The organism is Sphingomonas sp. STIS6.2 (assembly GCF_000732685.2).
Lineage (GTDB): Bacteria > Pseudomonadota > Alphaproteobacteria > Sphingomonadales > Sphingomonadaceae > Sphingomonas > Sphingomonas aerolata.
This window is the reverse complement of the sequence record NZ_JPDP02000017.1, coordinates 1-21,594: the sequence shown is the minus strand read 5'-3', so window position 1 is coordinate 21,594 and position 21,594 is coordinate 1. Positions and strand designations below refer to the sequence as shown.

The window sequence follows — 21,594 nt, the reverse complement described above, 5'->3', positions numbered from 1 at the left end:
CCGCAGACCCAAACCGCCGGTTTCGCTGTGAGGCGGACGATCGGCATCCAAATCGGCGACGAAGCCCGCAGCGTCGGGTCGCTGCACTACAATCAGCAAGGAAGTCGCGAGAGCGCGGGCTTCGAATATGATGACGGCTGGCTGGCCGACCCCGACCGCTTCGCCCTTGAGCCCGCGCTGCCGCTCGTTGCCGGCCCGCAGTTTCACCGCAAGATCGGCACCGGTTCTGTCTTCCACGCCGCGATCGCGGATACCGAACCGGACGGCTGGGGGAAGCGCGTCATCCAGCGCGACCATGCCAAGCGGCGGCAGGATGCCCGCCGCCGCGGTGATGAGGTCGACGCCCGGGCACTGAATGGGCTCGACTATCTGTTGGCAGTCGATGACGTCAGCCGAGTGGGGGCGCTACGTCTTGTCGACGAACAGGGGGTTGCCCAGCGGGCGACCGAGGATGGTCGCCGCACCACGCCGCCGCTCATCGAGCTGGGCCATCTCCTGGCGGCCAGTCGTGCAGTCGAGACCAACACCGAAACCGCAGCCGATCTCGCCTATTTGCGCGGTCGCGGGACATCGCTCGGCGGGCTTCGCCCCAAATGCACCGTCGTCGATGACGAGGGGCACCTGTCGATCGGCAAGTTTCCAAGCGTCGCCGACGAGCGCTCGGTCACGCGAGGGGAGGTGCTGGCAATGCGGCTTGCCCGTCGCGCTGGGATCGATGCGGCTGATGCCCGACTGATTGAGAGCTATGGCGACGCGATCGCGCTGATCCGGCGGTTCGATAGGCCCGCAGGGGGCGGGCGGCTTATGTACGTCTCGGCAGCGACGATGATCGGTGCGGAGCCCGGCGATGTGCAGGAGCATGCCTATACCGAGATCGTCGATGCGCTCCGTGTGAATGGGAGCGCCCCCACTGCCGACATCGAGGAGCTATGGCGCAGGATCGCTTTCTCGATCCTGATCACCAACGTCGACGATCATCTGATGAACCACGGCTTCCTGCACGTAGACCGTGGCCTGTGGCGGCTGGCGCCCGCCTTCGACATCAATCCGTTCCCCGAGCGCCTGCGCGAGCTGAAGACCTGGGTATCGGAAGAGGTCGGGCCTGAGGCGACCATCGACGCCCTGATGTCGGTGCTGCCGTACTTTCGCATCAGCCTGCCACGCGCCAAGGAGATACTGGCGCAGGTCGAACAGGCCGTCGCGAGCTGGCAAGAAGAGGGGCGCGCGCTCGGCATGACCAGCGCCGACCTCGACAGCTTTGCCGAGGCGTTTGAGCACGGTGAGCGCGCGGCAGCTCGAGCGATGCTGCAATGATGGGCGCTCGACGTCTCGAACTGCAGCCACGAGAAGAATCCGACGATAGGTCTGATCCATACCGTCGAGCGGCAGTTCGGCAATCCTCCATTGGGTGGCGGGACAGACGTCAGACGTTCAAACTGCGGTTGGCGCAGTTCTCGGCAAGAACGCGGTCTCGATCGCGCTTAGTCGGCATGGTGGCTTCGTCTTGGACATCGACTCTCAGGCCGTTGATGCAGGCGATTCTCTCGCGGCAGCGTCTGGTGCAAAAACAGCCGGCAATGGCGCCGCCCTCGCGCAACTCTAGGGCTTTTTTCGCTTGATCGGATAGAACGGACATATTTTCTAACTCGAACCATGAGCTGTCCAATTAGCACTCGTAGGTCACTCACCTTCCGGATCATCGACGACGCTCTCTACGTCGCCAACTTCGGCCAACGCTTCGACCGGCGCGGGGTAGTCTCCGTCTGCCGGGAGAACCTGAGCGCGAAGACGAACCGTGGACCTGGATCGTCGCTCGATGGGGTGTCAGACCGGGCCCTAGTCGATGCAATCCGAGAACGACGCCTCGCGGTATACCGCACCGACATCGATCAGCTGCAGGAGGACGCCAACCACGAGCTAGAAACCAGCAGCGATTATGCCGGCCGCTCCTTGTGGGAGCTGCTGCAGAACGCGGACGATGCGCTCGCCTCGGCGGGCACGAATTCTGCCGACTTGATCGGAGCCAAGGGCCTAGGATTCAAGTCGGTCCTCGAGGTCACCGACCGACCGAGCATCCACTCCGGGCAATTCGACTTCGGATTCGATGCGTCCGCCTCAAGGGAAGCCCTCCGGGCGATCGATCCGGACGCGCCGGACCTGACCTTCCGCCTCCCGCACACGGTAGCGCGCGATGCTGTGACCAGAGACCTGATAAAGGAAGGCTTCACTACCGTGATCCGCCTGCCGTTCAGGTCAGTAGCCGTGCGTGCAAGCGTCATCACCCGCCTCAATGCGCTCTCCCCCCACTTCCTCCTTCTGTGCCGCAACCTCGACACCGTGATCATCGACGGCGCAGGACCAACACCCGCGACGCTCATCGTTTCGCGCCCGCGGGCCTCGGGCCTGCGCAACGCTTCCGCCAAGCTGACCGTGACGCGTGACGGCGAAACAACCGAGAGCGAATGGCGGCTGTGGAGCACGACCGCTGCAGCTTCGCGCGACGACGGAAAAACCCTTAGCGCGGCGATCGCCGTCGCCACCACGGAAGGCTTCGCGGTGCCCGCAGAGGACGACATTCCCATTCACGTTTTCTTCCCAACTGCCGAGTCGATCTCTGCCCGCTTCCTCGTGCACGGGTCCTTCGCACTCACCAGCAACCGCAACAACATCAAGCTGTCAGAGTACGACGAGGATGTCCGAAAGGCCCTTCAGTCTTTGGTGGCGCAGGTGGTCGACGACATTGCGCCGGCATCCGTCATCCGCGTGTTCGGTGATGTCGTGCGCGCGACTAGAACAAGTCGAGCCCGCCGGCCCGACCGACTGATCCAACAGGCAGTCTCCAGTGCCGTGAGCAATGCCGCCTTCGTGCGGCTGATTGGCGGTGGACGGTCGACGCCGCGCGATGCGCGTACCTGGGATCATGAGCTGGACGAGTTGGTCCTGCGGAGTCCCGGGTCCAATCTGCGCTTGCCCACGCGCGAGCTGGCGCCGGTATTCGCCGAACTTCGCTCGACGTTCGGCGCCGAGCCGCTCCGCGCGCAGGACTATGCCGCTCTCCTGGCAGCATCGAGGATCGACACCCTGCCCAAGGCACTGCGGGCCAAGCGAGGCTGCGGAAGGCGGCGAGGAAGCAGAGGCTGGCCCCGATCTCGATTTTCGCGGAATGCTCAAAGCCGCCTGCATGCGACTCCATTTGCCGATCCAGCTTCTTTGGCCGACCACATATGACCCCAGCTTCAAAATTCCGCGTAAACTGAAGGAGAACAGTGACAGACGCACGCAACGGTTCTGGCCGAGCGCAACGCCGTCATCGCCGCGATTGAGGAGGTGGCTGAAAAAATCACCCAGACCTCGGAGTTCGGTGCGCTACCGTCTGATCAGCAGGCGCGCATCCGCGAAGGATTTGCCACGCAGAAATCCGGCCTTGCCGCACAGAGCCTGATTCCGGCCTTGCGCAATCGGGCGACTGAGGTGCGGGCAAACCTTCTGGCCGATACGCTGACCCGGATCGTTGCGCTGACGCCGACACCGGCGCCTGCCCCTACCCCTCAGCCCGAACCTGTAGGTGGTGAGTCCGGATGAAGCGTCGATTGCAACCGGCATTGAGACCGTAAAGGATATCCTGCGCAAACATTACGTCCATCGTTCCGAAGCAGGGCTGGTCCAGTCGACCATCAGGGAGCGCGGCCGCTACAAGGTCATCGATCAGGTCAGCGTGGCGCTGAATGAAAAGACCGATGCCTATGAGGCGGTATTCGAGAACCTTGGCATCAAACGGGTTGCGATCGACAGCGCCACGGTCAAGGCGCATCCGAAACTGCTGGTTACCGGGATCTGGTGCATCGCCGAGGTGCAGTACGAGTTCTCAGAAGAGAGCCGGATATCTCCCTGGATCATCGACACGCTGAAGCCGATCCAGATCGCCCGCGTCGACTATGACGGGTATCGCGAGACACGTGAAAAATTCACCACCGAGGAATGGATTGATCTTCTGATGCAGAGCATCGGCTTCGATCCTTCTCTGTTCGGGCGCCGGTCTAAACTTTTGCAGTTGTTGCGATTGATCCCCTTCGTCGAACGCAACTACAACCTCATTGAGCTTGGCCCCAAGGGGACAGGCAAATCGCATATCTATTCCGAGTTCTCCCCCCATGGTCAGTTGATATCCGGGGGTGAAGTCACGATTCCCAAGCTCTTCGTGAACAACTCCAATGGGCGGATTGGGTTGGTCGGCTATTGGGATGTCGTCGCTTTTGACGAATTTGCCGGTCGCGAGAAGACTGCCAACAAGGCGCTTGTCGACATCATGAAGAACTACATGGCGAACAAGCAGTTCTCGCGCGGGGTAAATCCGATGGGCGCTGAGGCCAGTTTCGCCTTCGTCGGCAATACCGACCATAACGTCCCATGGATGCTGAAGAATACTGACTTGTTCGAGGCGCTGCCGCCGCAGTTCCACGACAGCGCCTTTATCGATCGATTGCATGCCTATCTCCCCGGATGGGAGGTCGGCATCATTCGAGGCGATATGTTCACGTCTGGCTATGGGTTCATCGTCGACTATCTTGCCGAAATCCTGCGTCACCTGCGTGCCGAGGACTTCTCGCACCGGCCGGATCGCTACTTCACCGTGCCCGTTCAGACCCATATCCGGGACCGTGCGGCGATCAGCAAAACCATGTCGGGCCTGTTGAAGCTTATTTTCCCGAATGGAAGCGAGACGGAAGCTGAGGTTGAAGAGCTGCTGCGGTTTGCGATTGAATGCCGCAAGCGGGTGAAAGACCAGCTCCTGCGGATCGACAGCACCTTTGAGGGCGCGGATTTCCATTACATCGCGTTGGATGGCGCAAAGCGCGCTGTCACCACGCTGGAGGAAGAGGAGTTTCCTCAGTTCTACCATCGACGGTCCGCCAGCGATGTGGATGACAGTGCGGATCAACCTGAGATCGTGCCGGTTTTGGCAGAGCCGGCGTCAACGACGGCTGCCTCCGCAGCGCCTGTTATTGCTGCTGCCCCTGCTTTTGTCCCGAAGCCAGGGCATGTCGTTTTCGCGGAAAACCGCAAGGGCATCAGTTTCGACATGATCTTTGGCCCCTGGACGGATGGGGCAACGAGGATCGTCATCACCGATCCTTATGTCCGAAAGTTTCATCAGGCACGCAACGTAATGGAACTGATCGAGATGCTGATCCGGCGCAAACAGCCCGAAGATCAGGTCGCGGTGCATCTTGTCACGGCTCCGGACGATGGGAACATTCAAGAGCAGCGGGAATGCCTAGACGGGATCGCCGAGGCCTGCACAAGTACGGGCGTTGATTTCACCTGGGCATTCGACAAGGCCGGGACGCTACATGCCCGCGATATCAGCACGGATACTGGCTGGAAAATGGTTCTGGATCGCGGCTTGGATATCTTCCAACCAACGCCACGTAAGATGAACGGCTTTTCGTTAGGGGAGCGGATGCAGGAGCATCGCATGGTCCGCAGCTTTTACGTGACTTATGTGGAAATGCCCTAATTTTGAGCGCGTCAGATTCGGGATGAGCCTTCAGGCTTTCCGGTCGTTCGAAATGCACCCATGCCAATAAACTATTAATTTAACATAAGAAGTTTATCGGGCTATGTTATTGATGCAAACCTTATGAGCTGGCTGCTCTTAGGCGCTCTAGGGTTTACTGATAACGAACTTTGTTCGCTTGGAACGAACTAAAGTGCGACTGCGCAAACCGACCGCCGTCCCGTGGAACGATTGGCGAGATAACGAAGACTCGTGATCCAGTCAAGAATGCGAGATTGCCGCATATTAAGGAATTGGGAGGGCTGAGTGAGATCTTTATAGAATGAATGGCGTCGTGTGGGCCGGCTTATAAGAAACTCTCGCCCGCGTGCTCTCGAAACCGCTCATGATCCCGCACATATTCCGCGACCATTTCCAGAGAAGAATGTCGGCTGTGCTCTTTCATCTTGAACAAATTGGCGTTCTGGCGACCTGCCTCGGTCAGGAAACCGGCGCGGAGCGAGTGGCCTGAGAATAGTTCGGGCGGGTAGCCCGCCGCGACCGCGGCGGCCTTCACTACCAGCGCCACGCCCTGAGCGCTCATAGGTTTGTCGGTCAGTCGTCCCTGCGGCGTCAGTTTGCAGAATACCGGCCCGCTGGTGATGCCTGACCGCTCGAGCCAGGCGCGGTAATGCCTCACTGGTTCAAGCCTGCGGCCGTCGGGGATCGCGACGGTGTGACCCTTGCCCTCCTGGTCCGTCTTCGAGGCCGCGATGCGCACCAGCAGCCCGCGGCTATCCTCGCTCACACGCGCAACGGTGATCGCCACGAGTTCGGAACGCCGGAATGCGCCGGCCATGCCGATTGCCAGTAGCGCGCGGTCGCGGTGGCTCCGCAGATCCTCGCCAACGATTGCACGCACCATGTCGCGCAGCACATCGCCGTCGGCAGGTCGCTTCTTGCCGGGCATCTCGCCGCGCTTATCCTTGCGAATGCCGCGCATGGCACGCTCGAGGCGGGACGCGTCGGGCTGCGAGGTTGGCGGTTCGACGTCTGCGGCACGGTGTGCGAACACGATTGCGGCTAGCCGCCGACCGATCGTTGCACGGCCGAGCGGCACCGGCTCCTTCCGCGGCAGTACCACCCCGCGCTTCGTCCGGCGGAGTTCCTGCGGACTGAACCCGCTCTCGGCGAGCAACGTCAGGAACGCGGCGACCGTCGCCGGCGTCGCTGGGAGCGGCCGATAACCGCTTTCCTGGCACCAGGCGCAGAACAGCCGCCAATCTGATTTGTAGGCGCGCAACGTCGCGTCGGCCGATGCCCGGCGGACATAGTCGTCGACCCGTTCGCGATCGTCGGGCGCAAGCTGCGGGAGATACGGCTCGAGCGACTGAACTTGGTCGACCACCACCAGCGCGTCAGCCACGATACCAGCCAGATCCGAAGGATCGACGTGCGCCGCGTCATCGATGCCACCATCGTTGGCCATGTCGACCTCCTTCGTTGCTAGTCCAAACCGAAACAGACGCGGCGGCGGCCGTCCCGGAACCGCCGGAATCGATACGCGACAGATCGATTTGAGGCCAGCATGTAATTAGCGGGAATCAGCGTTATCGCTAAATAGACGAGGTGCCCGGATGGTGGAATGCGGCAATCATGATTATAATAGGCAGTCTTACCAAACATGGTATAAACATGCCATTGTGACATAGATGGAACCGAGCATCCCATGACACTGCAAGTTAACATCACCGCTAATGGGCGCATGAGCTTGCCCGCTGGCATACGGAAACGTCTTGGTCTTGAACGTGGCGGTGCCGTACTGATTGAAGAGACGGCGGATGGAGTCGTATTGCGGACAGTTGGTCAGGCGGTGACACGGGCGCAGGCGATCGCGAAGAAGTATGGCGACCATCCCGACGCATCAGTCGATGCCTTCCTCGCGAACCGTCGCACGGATAGCGGAGAGTGACGGTCGCCATTTTAGACGCGTCGGCAATCATCGCGCTGCTTAAGGGCGAACGTGGCGCCAGCAAGGTTGCCGCCATAGTGGCGAATGCCATGGTTGGGGCATTTAACCACGCTGAGGTTGTGAGCCACTTCATCCATCTCGGCGCGCCGATCGAGGAGATTCGCGAGATGTTGGGCGCGCTACCCTATAGTGTCGTGGCCGCAGACGAGACGCTCGCCTGGGAGGCTGGTCTACTTCGGGCGACCACTAAAGCGGCGGGGCTGTCGCTTGGCGACCGTTTCTGCCTCGCGCTCGCCAAGCGGTTGAGTGTGCCGGCATACACCGCAGATCGCGTCTGGAAAGACGTAGCGACTAATGCCGGCATTAAAGTGGTAACAATCCGATAGTCACTCTTCGTATCTTGAGCACTATGCATTTTAGAGAGTTTTGCGTGCTAGACGACCGTCCTCGTAACGCGTACCAAGTTGCCGGAATGCCCCGCATCATCGGCGATTGCTCCGGTCCGCACCCCGCTGTTACGTAGTGATTTTATTCAATCAGCTTCTAGGATCGCCTAGCCACGGGTCAATGTCTCAAAATTTGACCCTGCTTGCACAGCATAACTGCTCAATCGGTATGCGCTGTCAGGGTATACCCGGAAGGCACACCTTTCGGTCTGCAATGCGATCGGCGTCGTTCATCAGGTAGCGGCCTAGCTGGTTTCAAATTTCGGATTGGCGAAGCCGCAGTTCGTCCATTTAACTCGCGTGCCTCCTGAGCTAATGGCAGCGCAGGTCGCCAGCTTGGGCTTCTTCTTGTTGACCTTCAGCCGGACCAGATGCGCGGGTTTTTATAACCCCCGCTCAGAATGATAAGTTTCTGTGCATTAACAGTAACGCTCCGTTTGGTGACCAAGCGTGGCAATGTAGAGCGGCTAACGGTGTCGCGGCACGGAAGACCTTCCTCAATTGGGCGTTTTGCCGAGGCAATGACGAGGACGAGCGTTTATGGCGGATTTTGCGGGTTGGATGGCGCTGGTGGCAACCTGCGTCGCAGCAGTGATGACAGCTTCGAACCTTGGCGTGCGCGTAACGGGTTGGGGTTTTGTCATTTTTACGGTGGGCGCGGCGGCCTGGGTTGTAGTGGCTATCGCTACCGATCAGACGCAATTGCTCTACTCGAACATTTTTCTAGGCCTAGTTGACGTCTTTGGTATTTGGCGATGGCTTGGACGGCGCGCGCGCATCAGCGACACCGCTCAGGCCGAGGTCGCACGCAGTACACTAGAGGATGGAGAGGCTCTTTTCTCAATCGCGACGCTGGACGGCTTGCCGATCAAGGCTAAGGACGGCGAGGTCGTCGCGTATGCGGTGGATGCTCTTGCCCACTCCTCAGGGGGGCGAATTAGCTATCTGATCATTCGCGTAGGCGGTGTAAGTGGGTTAGGTGAGACGCTGCACCGGTTGCCATGGCGTGCGACAAGGATCGCGGATGGCGAGGTCAAGACCGATCTCGATAAGAAGGCGATCCAGCGCCTGCCTGTTGCTGTCGCTAGCTGAGGAACTAACACGCGGCTCGACGAATGAATTGACATGTCATTCATGTTCGGTGTGCTCAGAGGCCTCGGCTCCCTCACGCAACTGGCCCCGCAACGTCGAGTAGGCCGTTGTCGCGCATTCTATAGAAATGATACTGCACCGTCGTGAAGGGCGGGAAGTCCTCGGGGAACTTCGCCCATTGGCACCCCGTCGCAGCGATATACTGGATCGCATCCCACAAGGTTCGTGGCTTGTGCTTGCGTGGCCGTCCCACCTTACCGCCTGAATCGTGGTCAGATGACAGCCCATTCTTCGTCTGTGCAATCGCTTGCACAGCGTAGCCCGCTTCTGTCATGCTCGCGGCGAGCGGTTGTGGTCCAGCCCATATGAGCCTCGTGGTCTTCGCAACCCCCGATGAATCGCACGCAACTAGAATTGCTCAACTCAATTTTCGGTCGAGCTCTCAATGGGAAGCAAGTCAATGCCGCCGATCATGCATGTTAGCCAAGGCGTAATCACTAACGTCATCCCGGGCTCGGTGCTCGCCGAACAGCATCGCAAGACGGCCGAGCTGGGCAGTGCCAAGAACTGATGCGCCCTGAGCATAATCACGTATGATACCACAGATGCCCTGCCCGGTTTCGAGTGGCGCATCGTGCGGTCGGGTTCGGCACATAATGAGGAACGACGATGGCGGTGCGACTGACGGACCAAAGATCGGTGGTCGTCATCAGCGATTGGATCGAGGGTCCGCATCGAGGCCACGCGTCCGACGATCGTCGGGCCGCACTCCCCACGCATGCGACGGATCCTACGTCCCGGCCGTGGTCTGGCGATGGCAGTGCCAGCGCCGATGTGACCGGTGGCTATCTCGAGCGAATGCCGCTCGCGCTCGTCGCAGCCGGAATCGTCGAACAAGCGGAGATCTGGCATCATTGGCGCGGCGAGGACGAGCCGCCGTTTCGCCGCGACAACGCCGTGCTGGCCCGAAGGGCGTTCCGCATCGACGATGAAACCGCACCCTTCGCATCATCAGAGATGATCGCATTTGTCGAGGCGTTTGGCGCACCGCATATTTTGATCGTGCTAGGCCTCGGCGTCGAACGCGCGTTGCTCGACGCGTGCGCCGACAGCATCATCCTCTACAATTCGATCGACGCGCCATCGCTGCGCGTTCCGTCCGAAGTCAGCGCGCATTTCGACCTCGTCATTACCGGAGCACAATGGCAGTCGGACGAGGTCGAAAAACGTCACCCCGGTATGCGCTCCGCCATCCTGCCGATCGGCCCCGAGTTCGCGGCGATCGACCAGTTCCGTCCGCTTGGTACGGCCAAGGATGTCGACCTGATCTATGTCGCTGCGGCGCAACCGTATAAGCGCCACGACATTCTGTTCGACGCGCTCGCGCAACTGCCACGCGATGTTCGCGCGCTCTGCGTGTTCGGCTACGGCGAGGACGCTGACGCGCTCCGCCAACGTGCCCGAAACCAGAATCTGTCCATCGAATTTGTTGGGCCGCCCGGCGTGCCGATCGATGAAGTCAATCGGCTGATGAACCGCGCGAAGTTCGGCGTCGTTTGCGGCATTGACGACGGCGCTCCTGCGATCCTCACCGAATATATGCTTTCCGGCCTGCCCGTGCTCGCCAACAGCGGCCTGCGGTGCGGATTGCAATTCATCCTGCCCACGACCGGCATGACCGCTTCGACGAACAGGTTTGCCGATGCGATCCTTACAATGCGAGAAACCTGGGCAGAATTTCGACCCCGCGAGGCTGTTTTAGAACGTTGGACCTGGACGCACAGCGTGGCCCGCCTCGGCGAGATTATCGAGCAAATACATGATGCAAAGCAATGACAAATATATGACCGGCCATGATGACTCGGCTGGCTCATGGTTTTAGGTTCGAACACTCACGCGGATAACCGCGGATTATCGGATTGGAACAGCGTGCACGGTATCGGACCTACCTCCAGCCTATCCACAATCGACGATGCCGCCCCGCCGCCGCTGATCTGCTTCTCGCATCTCCGCTGGGATTTCGTGACCCAGCGCCCTCAGCATCTGATGACGCGGTTCGCGCAGAACCAGAGTGTGTTCGTTTGGGAAGAGCACATCCCCTGCGACCATCCGCTGCCGTTCCTCGAACACCACCCCTTCCCCGCCGACAACGTCGTCGCGCTGCGGCCGCGTCTGCCGCATTGGTGGAACGCCGAGCAGGTCGAAGCGGGCTTGCGGCACTTGCTCGACATGCTGGTCGCCACGAGCATTCGCGCGAAGCCCTTGCTCTGGTTCTACACGCCGATGATGCTCCCGTTCGCCGAGCATCTCGACGCCGCCGCCGTGATCTACGACTGTATGGACGAACTGTCCGCGTTCCGCTTCGCCGACCCCGCGCTGCTCGACCGCGAAGCCCGGCTGCTGGCTCGCGCTGACCTCGTCTTCACCGGCGGCTACAGCCTCTACGAAGCCAAGCGCGGCCGCCACGGCGACGTCCACGCCTTCCCCTCGGCGGTCGACGTCGCGCATTTCGCCCAAGCCCGTACCGGCAACATTGAACCCGAAGACCAGCGTCAAATCTCCGGGCCGAGGCTAGGATTCTGCGGCGTAATCGACGAACGCATCGATCTGGCCCTGCTCGACGCGGTCGCAGCCCGGCGGCCCGACTGGTCGTTCGTGATGATCGGCCCGGTCGTGAAGATCGACTCCGCGCATTTGCCGCGCCGGGCCAACATCCACTGGCTCGGTGGGCGCGGTTACGGCGAACTCCCCGCCTATCTGTCCGGCTGGGACGTCGCGCTGATGCCGTTCGCGATCAATGCCGCGACGCGCTTCATCAGCCCGACCAAGACCCCCGAATATCTCGCCGGTGGCCTGCCCGTCGTCTCGACGCCGATCGTCGACGTCATCCGCCATTACGGCGACGCAGCGGCGGTGGCGATCGCCGCCGACGCGACCGCGTTCGTCGCCGCTTGCGAAGCCGCCCTGGCCCTTCCCCGCGAAGGCGCATGGCGCGATGACGCCGACCGCCTGCTCGCCACGCAATCCTGGGACCGCACGCAAACCGCCATGGCCACCGAGATCGACCGCATCTTGAGCGGTAAGAAATATGCCCCCGCCCCGAAGCGCGAACGCTACGACACTCTCATCATCGGCGCAGGGTTTGCCGGCGCAGTCCTCGCCGAACGGCTCGCGAACGACAGTCGCCAGCGCGTCTTGGTCGTCGACCGCCGCCCCCACATCGGCGGCAACGCGTATGACGAGCTTGACGCAGCCGGCGTGCTGATCCACCGTTACGGCCCGCACATCTTCCACACCAATTCCGCCGACGTGTTCGACTATCTCTCGCGCTTTACCGAGTGGCGCCCGTACGAACACCGCGTACTCGCCAGCGTCGACGACAAGCTTGTGCCGATGCCGATCAACCGCACCACGCTCAACGCTCTCTACGGCCTGTCGCTCGAGAACGACGCGGAAGCCGCAGCCTTCCTCGCCAGCCGCGCGGAATCGGTCGAGGACATCCGCACGTCCGAGGACGTCGTCGTCGCCGCGGTCGGCCGCGATCTCTACGAGACGTTTTTCCGCGGCTACACGCGGAAACAATGGGGCCTCGACCCGTCCGAACTGGACCGCGCCGTGACCGCACGCGTGCCGACGCGCACCTCGACCGACGACCGCTATTTCACCGATACATTCCAGGTGATGCCGGCCAACGGCTACACCCGGATGTTCGAGGCGATGCTCGATCATCCCGGCATCAAGCTCGACCTCGGCGTCGAATATCGCGACGTGATCAACCGCGTCGATGTCGACCACATTGTCTTCACTGGCCCGATCGACGAGTATTTCGATTTCCGCTTCGGCAAGCTGCCCTATCGCAGCCTCCAGTTCCGCCATGAGACGCACGATGTCGCTGAGTTCCAGCCCGTCGCGGTCGTCAACTATCCCGACGAGACCGTGCCGCAGACGCGCATAACCGAATACAAGCATCTGACCGGGCAACTGCACGCCAAGACTAGCATCAGCTACGAATTCCCGAGTGCTGAGGGCGATCCCTATTACCCGATCCCCCGCCCCGAGAACCAGGCGCTGTTCAAACGCTACGAGGCACTCGCCGATGCCGAGGAAGGCGTGACGTTCGTCGGCCGTCTCGCGACCTATCGCTATTACAATATGGACCAGGTCGTGGGGCAAGCGCTCGCCACCTATCGCCGCATGGTAGCGAAGGCCGTCGTTCTCGACACCCCCGTATTGGCCGCGGAATGACCCGCATCTGCCTGTTGACCGACAGCCGCGCCCCGTCCGGCGTCGGCGCGCACATGATGACACTCGCCGAGGGACTCGAGGCTGACGAGATTGTCGTCGCGGCGCGCGCTGGCACCGGCCTCCTCGAGCACGCCGCCGCGAAGGGCTATGCCGTCAAGTCGCTCGACGACAATGCGGACCTCGTGCGCTGGCTCGATCGCGCGGCGCCCGACATCGTCCACGTCCATGCGGGGATAGGCTGGGAGGGCCATGCCGCGGTTCGCGCCGCGCATGCGGCGGGCGTGCCGGTGATCCGCACCGAACACCTCCCCTACCTCCTCACCGACCCCGCGCAGCGTGACGAACACCGCGAGACCTCCGCAACGCTCGCACGTCTGATCTGCGTCTCGGACGCGGTCGGCGACAGCCACCGCGCGGCCGGCGTCGAACCCGCTCTGGTCGCGACGATCCACAACGGCGTCGGGGCGCACAGACCCTCGCGGTCACGCGAAGCGCTTCGCGGCGAATGGGGCGTCGGCGATGCCCCCGTCCTGCTGATGGTCGCGCGGTTCGCCGAGCAAAAGGGCCACGCGCTCCTGCTCGACGCGCTGCCCGCGATCCGCGCTGCGCGCCCGGACGTGATCGTCCTGCTCGCCGGCGAAGGCCCGTTGCTCATCCGGACCGCACGCGCTATCGCGGCAAAAAGCCTGGCCGGCACCGTCCGCATGCTTGGCACGCGCAGCGACGTCGCCGACCTGATGACGCTCGCCGACCTGCTCGTCCTACCCTCGGCATTCGAAGGCTTGCCGCTGGTCGCCCTCGAAGCCATGGCCGCCGGCCTCCCCGTGGTCGCCACCGTCGCACCGGGCAATGCCGAAGCGATCGAGGACGGCGTCACCGGTCGCCTGACCCCCGCCGACCCGGCCAGATTCGCCGACGCGGTCGTCACGCTGCTGGCCGACCGCGAGAGCCTGCAATCGATGGCCAGCGCTGCGATCGAACGCCAGCAAGACCTTTTCTCGGCCGATCGCATGATCGTTGACACACGCGCGGTCTACGCCGCCGTGCAAGACCAAAACACAAAGGGAGACGGCGTGGAGCGGACACGGATCGGGTTCATCGGCGCAGGCGGCATCGCCAATCGCCATTTCGGCGTGCTGGAGCAGTTCGACGACGTCGAGATCCTCGCAGTCGCCGACGTCGACATGGTGCGCGCGACCGAGGCCGCAGCCCGCTTCGGCGCCCGCGCGTTCGACGATGCGGCTGCAATGCTGTCCGCCGTCGAGCTCGACGCGCTCTACATCTGCGTGCCCCCCTTCGCGCACGGCGAACCCGAACGCCTCGCGATCGAGCATAAGCTCCCGTTCTTTGTCGAGAAGCCCGTCGCGCTCGACCTCGGCACCGCGGAAGACGTCGCGGCAGCCGTCGACCGCCTCGGCCTCGTCACCGCGGTCGGCTATCACTGGCGCTATCTCGACACGGTGGACGAGGTGAAAGCGCTGCTCTCCGCAACGCCCGCCCGCCTCCTGTCCGGCTATTGGCTCGATTCCACGCCGCCGCCGCGTTGGTGGTGGAAGAAAGACGCATCGGGCGGCCAGATGCTCGAACAGACGACGCATCTCGTCGATCTCGCGCGCTATCTCGTCGGCGACGTCGTCCGCGTCTATGGCCAGTCGGGCCATGTCGACCGCGCCGCCTTCCCCGGCCTCGACGTCGCCACCACGAGCACCGCGATGCTCACCTTCGCCAGCGGTGCGATTGCCAATTTCGCGTCGACCTGCCTGCTCAAATGGAACCACCGCGTTAGCCTCCACCTGTTCGGCGAAGGGCTCGCGATCGAACTGACCGATCACGACGTCATGATCGACATCGGCCGCGGCCGTCCGGTCCGTGGCACCGGCAGCGATCCCGTCGTGCTGGAGGATCGCGACTTCATCGACGCAGTCCGCGGGGACGAGAACCGCATCCGCTGCCCCTATCCCGCCGCGCTCGAAACGCTCCGCCTCGCGCTGGCGATCGAACGCTCCGCCGCCGAAGGCCGCGCGATCGACGTCCGCGAGCGGGAGGTGGCGCATGTCTGAGTGGCGCCACGTCCGCTCGCTCGGCGTCGAACGTCCCGGCCAGGCCTATTTTTTCGGTTATGACGAAGCGCCTCCGGGAGACGGCCAAGTCCGGCTCGATCTTCTCTACACCGGGTTTTCCGCAGGCACCGAACTCACCTTCGTCAAGAACAGTAACCCGTATCTCCATTCGCGCTGGGACGCAGGCCGCGGCGTGTTTATCCCCGGCGAGCCAAGCGCGCACTATCCGGTGCCGTTCCTCGGCTACATGGAATGCGCGCAAGTCAGCGACAGTCGGGTCGACGATTTCGCGAACGGCGACGTTGTCGGCACGGTGTTCGGGCACAAGACCGGCCACACCGCGGACCCGTTCAACGACCTGCTGACCAAGCTTCCGCCCGAGCTCGACCCGATCCTCGGCATCTATATCGGTCAGATGGGTCCGATTGCCGCCAACGGCATCCTGCACGCCGATGTAGAATTGCTCGGACCCAATGTCGTCAACCTCGGCGACGGCATCCGCGGCCGCCCCGCTTTGGTGATCGGCGCCGGCATCGTCGGCATGCTGACCGCCCTGTTCGCGCAGGCCTCCGGGGCGAGCGAAGTCGTGATCGCCGACCCCTCACCCTTCCGTCGCCTGCGCGCCGAATGCCTGGGCATCACCGCGATGACCGAGGATCAAGCCTGGGCGTACGCCAAGGCGCGCTGGCTCCACGGCGGCGAGGATCGCGGCGCGGACGTCGTATTCCAGACCCGCGCCGACGCCGCCAGCCTCCACGCCGCGATGCGCGCGCTGAGACCGCAGGGCACCGTGATCGACCTCGCCTTCTATCAGGGCGGCGCGGACCGGCTCCGGCTTGGGGAGGAGTTCCATCACAACGGCCTCAACCTGCGCTGCGCCCAGATCAACCGCGTCCCCCGCGGGCTAGGCTTCCAATGGGACCACCGCCGCCTCGCCAATGAAACGGTAAAGTTGTTGCTCGCCCGCGGCCCCGAGATTCGCGCCCAACTTATTACGCATGTCGTACCCTATGACGACGCCCCCGCGTTCATCACGAAGCTGGTCGGCGAGCGGCCCGAATTCCTCCAGATTGTCTTCAAGGTCGGCGATTGAGCACCGCACTTACCGCCGACGCCCGACCGATCCGCATCCTGTTCGTCTTCGCATGGCTCGTCGTCGGCGGCGAGGAGACGGAGGTGCGGCTGCTCGCCCAAGCGCTCGACCCGACGCGCTACAGGATTGAGGTAGTCGCCTGCTTCCGAAAAGGCGGCATGCCCGAGCAGACGCACGAGCAGCTGGAAGCGATCGGCGTCCCCGTTGACCGTACCCCCTACGCGCTCGGCTTCGACGAGACCGTCGCCTACCTCGCGAGCAAGCTGCCAGCGTACGACATAGTCGTCTCGTGCCAGAACGTCGCAGACATCTATCCCACGCTTGAACGCATGCACCTCCGCCCGCCGTTGATCGAACATGGCGGCCTCGTCTCCGAAGCGCTTGCCGGTCCAAAGCATTTCACCGCGCGATATGTCGGCGTCTGCGCCTCGATCCGCGACGCAGCGGCCAGCAGAATGCCCGGGCGCGAGCACCACGCGATCGAGATCCCGTCGATGGTCGACACGCGCGCCTTCGATCCCACCCGACGCGTCCCCGTGCGTACGACACTCGGCATCGCCGACGACGTACCGCTAGTTGGTTGGCTAGGCCGGCTCGACCCGAAGAAGCGCGTCGAGGATTTCATCGAGGCCGCCGCGGTCGTCCACGCCCGCTACCCCGGAGCCCGCTTTGTCGTGATCGGCGGACCGGACGCGTTCATCCCCGAATACGCCGTCGCGCTCCGCAACCGAGCGCACGCCCTCGGCCTGGACACCGCTCTGACCTTCCTCGGCGATCGCAACGACGTGCCCGACCTGCTCGCGGCGCTCGACATATTCGTCTGGCTTTCCCGTGGCGAAGGCATGCCGCACGTCATCGCCGAAGCCGGCGCCGCATGCCTCCCCGTCATCGCGACCCGCGACAACGGGTCCGAACAACAGATCGTTGACGGCGTGAGCGGCCTGTTCGTGCCACACGAAAGCCCGCCCGCAGTCGCCGCTGCAATCACGAAACTGCTCGGAAACGCAGCACTCCGAACACAACTGGGCACCGCCCTCCGCGCCAAGGTCGACACCGAGTACGCCGTCGCCGCCGTCGTCCCCCGCTGGGAGAAATTGTTTGCCGATGTGATCGGGGACCGACCGGCTGTATTACCTCCACCCCGCCTTTTCCGTAGCTTCCTTCAAGGCGGCTTCGAATCCTCCACCCACCGCCGGGCACACGATGGAAAGCGCGTCGACGTCATCGCCGCGAGCCATCACGACACCCTTGCCGCGCACGATTACAGTGAACTCGCCAAGCTTGGCCTCCTGACGGTCCGCGACGGCCTGCGCTGGCATTTGATTGAACCCGAACCCGGCCGCTACGACTGGTCCAGCGTCGACCGACAGCTCGAAGCCGCCAAGACGATCGGCACCGAAGTCATCTGGGACCTGCTCCATTATGGCTTGCCCGACGACATCGACATTTGGGCACCCGCGTTCGTCACCCGCTTCGCCGCCTTCGCCGCCGCGGCCGCGCGTCATATCGGCCCCGCGGGGCCCGGCGAAACCCGCTTCTATGCCCCGGTCAACGAAATCTCATTCTTTGCCTGGGGCGGTGGCGATGCAGCCTATCTCAACCCGTTCGCCCACAACCGCGGCTATGAACTCAAAGTCCAACTCGCCCGTGCGTCGATCGCCGCGATGGAAGCGATCCTGGCGATCGATCCCGCCGCAAGGTTCGTCCATGCCGATCCGGTCATCAACGTCATCACCGACCCCGCCCGCCCCAACGACGCCCCCGCCGCCGAAGGGCACCGCCTCGCACAATACCAGGCCTGGGACATGATCGCGGGAAAAGCCTGGCCACAGATCGGCGGCCACCCGGCGCTGCTCGATATCGTCGGTGTCAATTTCTACCATAACAACCAGTGGATCCACGGTGGACCACCGCTAGCTTACGACCACCCCCTCAGCCGCCCATTCCACGCGATCCTCGCAGACGCCTACGCCCGCTACGGCCGCCCGATCTTCATCGCCGAGACCGGCATCGAAGGCAGCGCCCGCCCCGCGTGGCTTCACATGATTCTGCGCGAGGTAAAGATCGCCCGATCGCTCGGCGTACCGATCCAAGGCGTATGCCTCTATCCGATCCTCGATCATCCCGGCTGGGACGACGACCGCTACTGCCCCAACGGCCTGCTCGCCTGCTCAGTGATCGTGAGCGAGCGTATCGCGCATGCCGCCCTCGCAGACGTCATTCGGACTTGGTCGTTTAAAACATAATCCAGAGAAAGTCTGAGCTAAAACACGCTCCTACCTGCAAAACAAGCCGTCGACACCGCGCTGGGTGACGATCTTCAGGAAATAGTAGAGTATGCTGTGCCAGACCTACTACAGGTTCTCCGGCCAGCATTATAAATATTGTGATCTCATCTAACAAAGTGATAGGGGTCTTAATTATTGCCGATCAGGACCCCCTGAAAAGTCATATTCTTATGAATGCGAAAGGTATGCCCTTTTAGCGGATGAGCTCCCTCTTGGACGCCTATCTACACCGTTCGCCTGTGCCACATCGCGACGACAGGGCGTCTTGGCCTACGTATTCTCGATTGGTGGCCGTGGCTGGTAAGGTTGTTTAATTCGGTTCTCTGCGTTTGCTTGAGCCAAGCGCTAAGTCATCTCACCCTGAGTGGCCATTGCATCCCAAGCATCTGCCGATCGCAGATGACGCTCTTGAACAAGGGGTAGCGTGGACCGCTCCGCTTCCGATCGTTCCTATGCAGCAGCCTGACGGTATGACTCGGTTTGAGAGATGTTCATACGACTAGCCTTTAACCGACAACCAAAGATCTAAAACCCCATACGGCTGAGTTCCCCGCCCCCAGACCCTCATCGTAGGATTGCGTATGCTCAAGATAAAAAAGAAGCGGCTCACCGATCGCGACGATCGCGCGGTCAAACGCCTTGCTGAGATCAAGACGTGTATTACAGGCCTTGCCGACAACGACCTGCTGGATCGGGCCGACAAAGCTGAGCTTTATACGCCGAGCGCCGATATGGCGTTCTTGGAGATGACACGGCCGAATATCAGGCTTTGAAGACAGCGAGACCGCGCGACGCTGACGCCGTATGCCAACGCTAAGCCAACTCACCATCGGACAGAGCAGTTTATCGAACAATGCGGCGCTATGTCATCACTTGGCACGGTTGGCGTCTGGTCATACAGCGACTGAGATTCGACCGAGCCACATATGTTGCGAGCTAACCAACATGCAGATCATCGTCCGCGACAACAATGTCGACCAAGCCCTCCGCGCCCTAAAGAAGAAGCTGCAGCGTGAAGGCGTTTACCGCGAAATGAAACTGCGCCGGCACTACGAGAAGCCGTCTGAAAAGCGTGCACGGGAACATGCTGCGGCCGTCAGCCGTGCCCGGAAGGCGGATCGTAAGCGCGCCGAACGCGACAATTGAATGGCGCAGAGGTCGGGTCGCGAATTGGTACGCGGATAGATGAGACCGGTACGCTGATCCTCGACGGCGGTGCTTTCTACCTGCGGCGGGATCTCGGCGGTCGCTACGAACTGGAACTGCATCGCACGCCGGTCGATCTGGTAGAAAAGCGGGTCCGCCTGGCCGGCACGTTGGTAGGCCCGGCCCTCGTGTATGCCGAGGGCGTCGCGCCCGCCTAAGCGACTGAAGCGGCCGGGAACGCAAGCCAACGACTTGGCGCATCCCTGATTCAACCTGACTCATACCGGTTGCCTAGAAATCGTTGCTGAGCATCATTGCATTATGGGACAGATTATCGCGCACGCCTGTGGACATGAGCAGATTCACTATCTTTCCGGCTTCGCCAGCCAGCAGGAGAGGAGAGCTCGCTGGCTGGAGACGACCAAGTGCCGCACATGTTTTGTCGCGACCAAGCAGACCGAGCAGGCAGAAGCGGCCGTTCGTGACGGCGCAGCCATTGCCCACCTGGACCTGCCCTTGCTTACCGGCAGCGATCGGCAGGTCGCATGGGCGACAACCCTGCGAGCCAGCCGCCTTTGCGCGCTCCTCGCAAGTCCGGCGACAGAACGCACTCAGCTCCAAGTGTGCACCCATGTTACCGACGCGAAGTGGTGGATCGACCACCGTACCCTGACAGATACTCAGTTGCTCGCGGAAGCCCAGCTCTACGCCGTTGGGATCGACAAGTCGGCAAGTGGAGACATTGTACCGGCCTGCCGCAGGCCGCCTAACGATGGCTTACTCGGGTGTCGTCGAAAGCACGAATTTTGACGAGAACTCGTCCTCCGACGATACCTTTTTGGTCGGTAGCACGCCCGATTTAGCACGGTGCAAGGCCGTTACCCGTTTGACCTGTGCAATGCTGCATCCGGCCAGCTCGGCCGGCCTTACAATGCTCATGCCAGCGTCACGAAGCCCGATGATGCGCAAGGCCAGGCGTGCGCCCGGTATACCGGCCTTCCTGCTTGGCGATCTCGATCCCTTCGCGCTGGCATTCACGACGGGTCTCGTAATCCTCGCGGGCGGTCTGTAGCGTTACCCGTAACAGCATATCCTGCATCGCCTCGAGCACGATCCGGGCAACACTAGAACCATCGGCAACGAGGGCGGACAGATCAACGATCCCCGGTACCGCGAGCCGAGCTCCCTTCCCTCTGATCGTCGCCACTAACAACTCCGTCTCGGGCAAAGGCAGACGACTGATCCGGTCGATCTTCTCCGCGACGACCACCTCACCAGCCTGGAGGTCGGCAATCATGCGCAGCAGTTCTGGCCAGTCCGGTCGAGCGCCCGATGCCTTTTCCCGGTAGACTGCTGCCACATAGTATTCAGCTGCTCGCCCCGGTGACTATCGCTTCCTGGCGAGCGAGATCCTGCTCATCAGTACTCACCCGCAGATACACCCGAGCGGCCTGGATCGTGCTCCGCTTTTCCTGTTCGCTCATCTCATCCGGCTTTCTTGGATATACCCTAGTTGACGCGGCCTGAATGAGGCTGTGGTTGAGAATGCGCTAATCGCCCCAAGGTGGTCATGGTGTCGCGAAAGTGTTTCGGACCGCGTGCATTTCGCAAAGGGCATCCGCGACAGCCTGACCCTCGGCTTGCTGGTCGTAGTGGCGCTGTCGCGAAGTTTAGCACTTATGCGACGAGCCTATGTCCGCTCCCGCCCGATTGTGTTGAAAAAGTCGGCCTTGCAGTGGTGTCGGTGGTCTGATT

At 62.1% G+C, this 21,594-nt stretch carries 20 protein-coding genes; 16 read left to right on the top strand and 4 right to left on the bottom strand.

Annotated features, from left to right (window positions below):
• The coding region (locus tag sphst_RS02680; RefSeq protein WP_325049417.1) for a type II toxin-antitoxin system HipA family toxin at positions 1-1,314 on the top strand (1,314 nt) is incomplete at its 5' end.
• Between the two features lie 109 nt (positions 1,315-1,423).
• Here the strand turns inward: sphst_RS02680 and sphst_RS20230 are convergent.
• Positions 1,424-1,666 carry a hypothetical protein gene (locus tag sphst_RS20230; RefSeq protein ID WP_159043477.1) on the bottom strand — a complete coding sequence of 81 codons (243 nt, stop codon included), beginning with the start codon at positions 1,664-1,666 and terminating at the stop codon, positions 1,424-1,426.
• Positions 1,667-1,821: 155 nt separating this feature from the next.
• On the opposite strand from sphst_RS20230, the gene sphst_RS02675 reads away from it, so the two are divergent.
• The 3 genes from sphst_RS02675 (at position 1,822) to brxL (ending at position 5,518) form a co-directional block, all read left to right on the top strand.
• Positions 1,822-3,228 carry a hypothetical protein gene (locus sphst_RS02675; RefSeq protein WP_159043476.1) on the top strand — a complete coding sequence of 469 codons (1,407 nt, stop codon included), beginning with the start codon at positions 1,822-1,824 and terminating at the stop codon, positions 3,226-3,228.
• A 99-nt stretch (positions 3,229-3,327) separates the two neighbouring features.
• Positions 3,328-3,582, top strand: coding sequence for a hypothetical protein (locus sphst_RS02670; protein WP_234387273.1), 255 nt, complete (start codon positions 3,328-3,330; stop codon positions 3,580-3,582).
• Positions 3,569-5,518, top strand: coding sequence for a BREX system Lon protease-like protein BrxL (gene brxL, locus sphst_RS02665; RefSeq protein ID WP_234387272.1), 1,950 nt, complete (start codon positions 3,569-3,571; stop codon positions 5,516-5,518). Before sphst_RS02670 ends, brxL begins: the two co-directional genes overlap by 14 nt.
• A gap of 346 nt (positions 5,519-5,864) precedes the next feature.
• Here brxL and sphst_RS02660 read toward each other — a convergent pair whose 3' ends face one another.
• Positions 5,865-6,986 (bottom strand): tyrosine-type recombinase/integrase, encoded by a 1,122-nt coding sequence (locus sphst_RS02660; RefSeq protein WP_031393331.1) that lies wholly within the window; start codon positions 6,984-6,986, stop codon positions 5,865-5,867.
• 240 nt (positions 6,987-7,226) lie between these two features.
• Between sphst_RS02660 and sphst_RS02655 the strand changes: the two genes are divergently transcribed.
• The 3 genes from sphst_RS02655 (at position 7,227) to sphst_RS02645 (ending at position 9,007) form a co-directional block, all read left to right on the top strand.
• A complete protein-coding gene (locus sphst_RS02655; protein ID WP_031393332.1) occupies positions 7,227-7,469 on the top strand; it encodes an AbrB/MazE/SpoVT family DNA-binding domain-containing protein in 243 nt (80 codons plus the stop codon).
• Positions 7,466-7,855 carry a type II toxin-antitoxin system VapC family toxin gene (locus tag sphst_RS02650; RefSeq protein WP_031393333.1) on the top strand — a complete coding sequence of 130 codons (390 nt, stop codon included), beginning with the start codon at positions 7,466-7,468 and terminating at the stop codon, positions 7,853-7,855. The genes sphst_RS02655 and sphst_RS02650 overlap by 4 nt, the downstream gene beginning before the upstream one ends.
• A 600-nt stretch (positions 7,856-8,455) precedes the next feature.
• The gene (locus tag sphst_RS02645; protein WP_043156473.1) at positions 8,456-9,007 is read left to right on the top strand and encodes a PRC-barrel domain-containing protein; all 552 of its coding nucleotides are present in this window, start codon (positions 8,456-8,458) and stop codon (positions 9,005-9,007) included.
• A gap of 73 nt (positions 9,008-9,080) precedes the next feature.
• Here sphst_RS02645 and sphst_RS02640 read toward each other — a convergent pair whose 3' ends face one another.
• Positions 9,081-9,260: a transposase gene (locus tag sphst_RS02640; protein WP_159043475.1), complete on the bottom strand. Its 180-nt coding sequence runs from the start codon at positions 9,258-9,260 to the stop codon at positions 9,081-9,083.
• A gap of 416 nt (positions 9,261-9,676) precedes the next feature.
• On the opposite strand from sphst_RS02640, the gene sphst_RS02635 reads away from it, so the two are divergent.
• The 9 genes from sphst_RS02635 (at position 9,677) to sphst_RS20225 (ending at position 20,649) form a co-directional block, all read left to right on the top strand.
• The gene (locus sphst_RS02635) at positions 9,677-10,843 is read left to right on the top strand and encodes a glycosyltransferase family 4 protein (protein WP_234387271.1); all 1,167 of its coding nucleotides are present in this window, start codon (positions 9,677-9,679) and stop codon (positions 10,841-10,843) included.
• Between the two features lie 186 nt (positions 10,844-11,029).
• Positions 11,030-13,252 carry a UDP-galactopyranose mutase gene (glf, locus tag sphst_RS02630; protein ID WP_234387270.1) on the top strand — a complete coding sequence of 741 codons (2,223 nt, stop codon included), beginning with the start codon at positions 11,030-11,032 and terminating at the stop codon, positions 13,250-13,252.
• Positions 13,249-15,312, top strand: coding sequence for a glycosyltransferase (locus sphst_RS20835; RefSeq protein ID WP_199848893.1), 2,064 nt, complete (start codon positions 13,249-13,251; stop codon positions 15,310-15,312). Before glf ends, sphst_RS20835 begins: the two co-directional genes overlap by 4 nt.
• On the top strand, positions 15,305-16,405 hold the full coding sequence (locus tag sphst_RS20830) for a zinc-dependent alcohol dehydrogenase (protein WP_199848892.1): 1,101 nt from the start codon (positions 15,305-15,307) through the stop codon (positions 16,403-16,405). Before sphst_RS20835 ends, sphst_RS20830 begins: the two co-directional genes overlap by 8 nt.
• Complete coding sequence (locus sphst_RS02620; protein ID WP_107045112.1) at positions 16,402-18,651, top strand: glycosyltransferase family 4 protein; 2,250 nt, start codon at positions 16,402-16,404, stop codon at positions 18,649-18,651. Before sphst_RS20830 ends, sphst_RS02620 begins: the two co-directional genes overlap by 4 nt.
• Positions 18,652-19,274: 623 nt before the next feature.
• The gene (locus sphst_RS02615) at positions 19,275-19,466 is read left to right on the top strand and encodes a hypothetical protein (RefSeq protein WP_031394191.1); all 192 of its coding nucleotides are present in this window, start codon (positions 19,275-19,277) and stop codon (positions 19,464-19,466) included.
• Between the two features lie 172 nt (positions 19,467-19,638).
• Positions 19,639-19,839: a 30S ribosomal protein S21 gene (gene rpsU, locus sphst_RS02610; protein WP_031393196.1), complete on the top strand. Its 201-nt coding sequence runs from the start codon at positions 19,639-19,641 to the stop codon at positions 19,837-19,839.
• Positions 19,836-20,057 (top strand): DUF5818 domain-containing protein, encoded by a 222-nt coding sequence (locus sphst_RS02605; RefSeq protein ID WP_051916381.1) that lies wholly within the window; start codon positions 19,836-19,838, stop codon positions 20,055-20,057. Before rpsU ends, sphst_RS02605 begins: the two co-directional genes overlap by 4 nt.
• A gap of 103 nt (positions 20,058-20,160) precedes the next feature.
• On the top strand, positions 20,161-20,649 hold the full coding sequence (locus tag sphst_RS20225; protein WP_031394189.1) for a hypothetical protein: 489 nt from the start codon (positions 20,161-20,163) through the stop codon (positions 20,647-20,649).
• Between the two features lie 136 nt (positions 20,650-20,785).
• Here the strand turns inward: sphst_RS20225 and sphst_RS21610 are convergent, their stop codons facing one another.
• Positions 20,786-21,199 carry a recombinase family protein gene (locus sphst_RS21610; RefSeq protein ID WP_442800374.1) on the bottom strand — a complete coding sequence of 138 codons (414 nt, stop codon included), beginning with the start codon at positions 21,197-21,199 and terminating at the stop codon, positions 20,786-20,788.
• Between the last annotated feature and the right edge of the window lie 395 nt (positions 21,200-21,594).